Source organism: Bacteroides sp. An269 (genome assembly GCF_002159755.1).
In the GTDB taxonomy this organism is placed as follows: Bacteria; Bacteroidota; Bacteroidia; order Bacteroidales; family Bacteroidaceae; genus Phocaeicola; species Phocaeicola intestinalis.
On the sequence record NZ_NFJG01000161.1, the window covers coordinates 1 to 6,077 of the forward strand.

The following is a 6,077-nucleotide window of genomic DNA, read 5'->3' on the forward strand; positions in this document are numbered from 1 at the left end:
AGGCGTGGTGTGGTGTCTTCCGCATTGGCAGAAGGCACAGGCAAGAAATCATAAAGAGCATCCATGATAATATGATACATTAAGGTTTATAATCTGTTTCCGGCAATATATATTTTACGTTCCACGGCGCGGAATGTACATTCCATGGGCTGGAATATACGTTCCAAGGCGTGGAATATACGTTCCAGCCCATGGAACATAAAATCGAAACGTCTGTAAACATAATACAATCCAAGCGCGAAAGTAAATGTTTGGGGAGAAAATGAGAATTTAATGCTGTGTCAGGATGAAATGATAAAGAAAGCCTTATCTTTGTATGGCGTTGTGTTTTTTTATTGGATAAATGTATAGGTGATGAAAACGGTATTGATTTTAGTATTCTTTTGGGCATCCGCTATGTTGGATTATGGACAGGAGCTTATCTTGCGATAGAATCTATTTTATAGACCGGACGGAAACGGTTGATGGGAAATTAAAGGTTTATCCTGTCAAAAAATGGAAACCGGCGATGTATTAATTTGAAAATATATCAGAATTTGATTTGTCGGTACAGATTTGATAAAACACCTATACTTCTTATACTTCTTGCGGCATCTATTGTGCATAGTATATCTACGAAATATTTTGCTTTTAGTATCAAATTTAGTATCTTTGTGTTCAAATAATAAAAGGATGGGAACTAAAGAAAAATTGATTGCCCGTATATTGTCACAGCCGAAAGACTTCACTTATGATGAAGCTAAAAGGTTGTTCGGCATATTCGGATATACAGAAAACAATAAAGGAAGCACATCAGGTTCACGTGTTGAATTTGTAAACCCGGAAGGTGATGCTCCTTTCACGTTACACAAACCGCATCCGGGAAGCATATTAAAGGCATACGTGATAAAAGGTATTGTAGAGCATATACAGAAAAACAGGTTAATAGAAAAATACGAACAATCTAAAAACAAATAATTTATGGGATTCTTTAAATATAAGGGCTATTCGGGATCTGTAGAGTTCAGCCCGGAAGACAATTGCTTATTCGGTAAAGTACAGGGATTGCATAAAGCAACAATCTTGTATGAGGGGAACAGCGTGGACGAACTTCGTAAGGATTTTGAAGAAGGCGTTGACGATTATCTTTCGCAGTGTAAGGAACGGGGCGTACAGCCGGAAAAACCATATAGTGGAAAACTTATCGTAAGAATGTCTTCGGAACTTCATTCACGTGTGGCCGAGGCTGTAGCCGGAAGCGGAACTACTATTAATGAATTCATCAATAAAGCTATCGTGAACGAATTGGAACATGAATATGCCATGTGAACAAGAATGGCCGGAATGGCCGGAACCGGAATATGGAAAGTGAATCTGTTGATGTTTTCGGAAAAGAATTTAAAATCTTTTCGTATATTTGCAGTTCTTGAGGGGTGGCATAGTGAAGTGGCAAACAGAGGATGAACAAACAAAAATATACATAGCTCATGACTTACCAATTTAAAATTCAGATTAAAGGTATCACCAAACCGCCTGTATGGAGGCGGATATTGGTACCGGACTCTTTTACTTTCCAGCAATTCCATTTCGTAATCCAAGAAGCCTTTGGGTGGGAAAACGCGCATTTGTATTCTTTTTCCGACAAAGCTTACGGCGGTTCTTTCTATATATCCGAACCGGATGAGATGGATGCTTTCTCTTTCGCTCCAAGAAAAGATGCAAGTAAGTTGAAATTGCGTACTTTTTGGGGAAAAGATTCCTCGAAAAGTCTGGTTTATTGGTATGATTTCGGGGATGACTGGATACATACGATCAAATTGGAGGCCGTATCCGATGAGGCTCTCTTGCATGCCCGTTGTCTGGCAGGTAAGGGAACTTGTCCTCCGGAAGATTGTGGCGGTGTGCCCGGCTATGAATATATGAAGGGATTGTTGGAAGAAGACCCGGAATCAGAAGAAGCTCAAGAAATGCGTGAATGGCTTGGGCTGGAAGACGATGAGACTTGGGATGCCAATTACTTTAATCTTGAAGCAACGAACCTGTTTTTGTCTCAGTTATAAGGGTGACATAACGTATCAAGTCCCGGCACAAAAGCATGATGCCTTGTGCCGGGACTTGCTGTATTGACTCCGTTTTAGGGAATTATCTGATTTCCTTAATCGCTTCTACCAGGCGTGTGAAATCGGATGGGAATACATCGCCGATGTTTCCGATGCGGAAGGTATCAGCTTGAGAGATTTTACCCGGATAGATGACAAAGCCTTTCGCTTTCAGCTTCTGGTAGAAATCCTTGAAGTTGAAATCTGCCGAGGGATAATAGAATGAGGTGATGACAGGCGATTGCTCTTCATCTGTCAGCAGGGTCTTGAATCCGAGCGAGCGCATGCCTTCTACCAAGGTGCGGTGGTTTTCGCTATAGCGTGCGTGGCGTGCGGCGATGCCTCCTTCGGCTTTCAGTTCGTTCAGGGCTTGCATGAAGGCGCGTACTACATGGGTAGGCGAGGTGAAACGCCATTTGCCGTGTCCTTTTTCCATGGTATCCCATTGGTCGTAGAGGTCGAGCGAGAGCGAGCGTGCTACGCCTTTGCATTGCTCCAGAAGCGAACGGCGTGCCAAGATGAATCCGAATCCGGGAACGCCCTGGATGCATTTGTTGGCAGAACTAATCATGAAGTCGATGCCTAATTGCGCCATATCGATGGGTACTCCCCCGAAGCTGCTCATGGCATCTACTATCAACACTTTATCGTGGCGTTTTACCACTTCGGCGATGGCTTCCAGCGGATTGAGCACACCCGTAGTGGTTTCGCAATGCACTACCGATACGTGTGTCACTTCGGGATGCTCGTTCAGGTATGCGTCTACCTGTGCCGGGTCTACCTGTTGGGTTTCGTCGAACTTCATCAGGTGATAGTTCAGGTGATAATAGTCGGCTATTACCCCCATGCGTTTGCCGTATGCACCGTTGGCGGCAACCAGCAGGTGGTCTTCGGGGCGGATGACCGAGCCTAAGGTCGCTTCTACGCAGAAGCTTCCGCTTCCTTGCATCAGTACGGCAGTATATTCTTCGGGGCGGCTGCTTGCCAATTCTACCAGTTCTTTGCGGATTACTTCCACGATGCCTACGTTATAGTCTTCGTCCCACGTGCACCAGTCGCTCATCATGGCTTCTTTTACGGTTTCACTTGTGGTTAACGGTCCGGGGGTCAATAATAAATACGGTCTCATGTTGTATATAGGTTGATATTTAGTTTATTTTTTAGGAGTTAAGAAGTTAAGGAGTTATCACTTCGCTTTGCTCCGTTAGAAGTTAAGCCAATAGTAAGTCAAAGAACCGTATACACAGAGGTATTGGCTTAACTCCTTAACTTCTTAACTCCTTTAATTAAAAGGTGTATTATCGGTTATTCGTTGTTTATGCGTGCGTTAATGGCATTGATGAGGGCAGGAAGTTCCTTGATGGAATCCACTACATAGTGTGCTCCGGCGGCATACATGCGGTATCTTACTTCGAGCATACGTGCTTTCAGTTCTTCTTCGGGCATGTTTTGCACTTCTTCTTCGGTCAGTCCCAGCTCGTTGCTTCCCAAGATGACTCCCACGCTCCATACGCCGGCGTTTACGCCTTCCTTGATGTCGGAAATCGTATCTCCGTATTTCAATACCGAGAAGCGGGAAGGAATGGCGAGGTCGCACATATTCTTATAAATCATATAAGGTGCAGGGCGTCCGGCGGGCAGGTTGTCCGAGGTGACGCAATTGTCTACCTTGTATCCTTGCTCGGCGGCGGAAGGGATGACGATGTCCATCATCTCTTGGGTATATCCTGTGGTGGAGCCTATCAGGATGCCCATGCCACGCAGGGTGTCGATGGTTTCCACTACATGCGCTATCGGACCCGAATAGTTGCGCAGGGTGCTGAAAAGCAAACGTTGAAATTCGGCGTAGCAGGATTGGATATCATTCTCGTTATAGTCACGTCCGTATTTTTCGCGGAACGCCTGGCTTACGTGGTCGATACGGAACAGGGCACGGATTTCTTCAATCTTGGTCAGCCCCATGTGGGCACGTGTTTCGGCGGCGCTCACTTCGAGTCCCAGCGTACGGAAGCTTTCGATGAAAGCCGATACCGGTGCAAAACATCCATAATCTACGGCGGTTCCCGCCCAGTCTAAAATCACACATTCAATCTTTTTCATATAGCAGAAGTTGTTAAGTAGATATTATTTTCTTTTTCATTCTTTCTTGTTTCGGGTTGTTCTGCTTTCTCGGGCAGAGGACCTTGCTTGCGCTTCCGGGCATAAATCATGTAGATTAGCGAGGCGATGAAGGAAAGGCAGCATGCCACTCCGATGAACAGGCTCATGTGGTTGTAGAAGGATGCCCAGTCAATGTGAGAGGCGCAGAATTCCTTGAAGAGCAACAAGCCGAGTGTGCCTAAATAGCCTACGAAATCGATGGTAATGATGAAGAACCCCACGTTTCCCTTTATCTTGAAGCAGGCGATGAAGCGTTCGAAGAAGATGGTCTGGAAGCTCAGGTAAGCGATGTCCAGGCAAAGGCTTTGAAGGAAGAGCCAGATGGTGGTGGGGATATGCTCGTTTCCTTCGGTCGCCCCTAAGAACGCCAAGGTTCCCATACCGAATGTAGAGAGTATCAATAACATGCAAAGCACCTTCAGGTGATTGTAGGTTGTGGCGAGCAAGGCGAATACAGCCAGCAGGACAAAGGTCGCTATCGAGTCGATTTGCGCGAATGCCCACGAAGAGATGGTCTGTACATCGATGATGCATACGATAAAGTCTTCCTTGATGTCGCGTTGTACGGTGAGCAGGAGGTTGGCTCCGAAAAGCAGGATGAGCAGGGGCATGAACCGGCGGAACAAAGCCCAGCGCTGGTGCCCGTTCAGTGTGACGCGTTCCGAACGCGAAGCGATGTCGGCTTCCGTAGGTCTTGGGAAGCGGGTCATCATCCATCCGGTGAAGCAGAGCAGGGGAAAAGCCGCGGCTCCGATGAGGGCAGGCATCCAGAACTCGCTCACGTGAAGCTGGTTGAGCGCATAAAGGCCTAACGATTTCGCTACGCCCGAGCTGAGCGCCATGCTTACGCCCATGATGCTGGCAAGGATGTCGGTGGTGCGCCGCCCTTCGAGGAAACTGAAAATCACTCCCCACATGCAGCCCAGCGAAAGCCCGTTGAAGTAGAGCGCCACTATATTATAAGGTATAGGGAGCACGCCGAAAGCGATGAGCGAGATTTCGGACAAAGCCGCCGAGCCGATGATGAACTTCAGGCGTCCTTCGGGCCTTAATTCGGAAATGTACTTGATGCCTAATAACTTTGCGCTTACATAACCCAGCAATTGGATGATGCTGACGGCTATCTTGTAGTCCATCCCGTACACTTGTAGCCCTTCGAACTCTGCCGCCGTGAAAGGCTTGCGCAGGGCATAGACCAAGGAATAGGAAAGCAGGGCTGTGCCTCCTGCCCAAAGCACGAAGAGCCAGTCGGGCATCGGCTTTTTGTTTCCGGGTATGGTTTGTGTTTGAGTTCTCATGTTTCTGTTCTCGTTTTGATTCCGGTGCAAAAGTAGGGCCTTGCCGTCAAGGGAAAAATGAATAAAGCAGGAATCATATTCGTGTAACAATTCAGAAACATTCCTGAAACGGTTCTTTTACAAAATAGACATCACACTGACATGGAAATGAAACCGGTTTGTAATATGAGGAAGCGTTACAATTGTTACAATTACAATTAATTGAAAACCGTTTTCATGTAAGCCAGCCGATGGTGCGAACTTCTTCTTAAAATTATATATTATATATATTATATAATATATATAATATATAATTTCTATGTTGTGTAAGTCTTCCCTCATTGGAATCTGGAATCGCCTTGTTGAAATACACTTTTATAATTGTCATTTGTAACAATTGTAACGCTTCGTGTCTTCCAAACTTGCATATACAGGCACATGCCGGTGCAGCTATATGCCCACCGTCAAGTTAGAAGTGCAACTCCGCCACCGCCTTCCTCCGTCCTTGGAGCGTAGCGGAAAGGGCGGAGGAAGGCGGTGGAAGCCCGGAATCAGGGTCATC

The 6,077-nt window shown here is 46.1% G+C and carries 6 protein-coding genes; 3 read left to right on the forward strand and 3 right to left on the reverse strand.

What is annotated here, in order from left to right; genetic code table 11:
- The first annotated feature begins 672 nt into the window (after positions 1–672).
- The 3 genes from B5F71_RS18150 to B5F71_RS18160 all read left to right on the forward strand — a co-directional run bounded on the left by B5F71_RS18150 (position 673) and on the right by B5F71_RS18160 (position 2,039).
- Positions 673–957, forward strand: a complete 285-nt coding sequence (locus B5F71_RS18150; RefSeq protein WP_013617533.1) for a type II toxin-antitoxin system HicA family toxin — start codon at positions 673–675, stop codon at positions 955–957.
- A 3-nt stretch (positions 958–960) separates the two neighbouring features.
- Positions 961–1,308, forward strand: coding sequence for a type II toxin-antitoxin system HicB family antitoxin (locus B5F71_RS18155; protein ID WP_087213166.1), 348 nt, complete (start codon positions 961–963; stop codon positions 1,306–1,308).
- A gap of 158 nt (positions 1,309–1,466) precedes the next feature.
- On the forward strand, positions 1,467–2,039 hold the full coding sequence (locus tag B5F71_RS18160; protein WP_087213170.1) for a plasmid pRiA4b ORF-3 family protein: 573 nt from the start codon (positions 1,467–1,469) through the stop codon (positions 2,037–2,039).
- A gap of 82 nt (positions 2,040–2,121) precedes the next feature.
- Here B5F71_RS18160 and phnW read toward each other — a convergent pair whose 3' ends face one another.
- The 3 genes from phnW to B5F71_RS18175 all read right to left on the reverse strand — a co-directional run bounded on the left by phnW (position 2,122) and on the right by B5F71_RS18175 (position 5,536).
- Positions 2,122–3,207: a 2-aminoethylphosphonate--pyruvate transaminase gene (gene phnW, locus B5F71_RS18165; protein WP_087213173.1), complete on the reverse strand. Its 1,086-nt coding sequence runs from the start codon at positions 3,205–3,207 to the stop codon at positions 2,122–2,124.
- A 176-nt stretch (positions 3,208–3,383) separates the two neighbouring features.
- A complete protein-coding gene (gene phnX / locus B5F71_RS18170) occupies positions 3,384–4,178 on the reverse strand; it encodes a phosphonoacetaldehyde hydrolase (protein WP_087213175.1) in 795 nt (264 codons plus the stop codon).
- Positions 4,175–5,536, reverse strand: a complete 1,362-nt coding sequence (locus tag B5F71_RS18175; RefSeq protein WP_087213177.1) for a DUF5690 family protein — start codon at positions 5,534–5,536, stop codon at positions 4,175–4,177. The genes phnX and B5F71_RS18175 overlap by 4 nt, the downstream gene beginning before the upstream one ends.
- Positions 5,537–6,077: the final 541 nt, after the last annotated feature.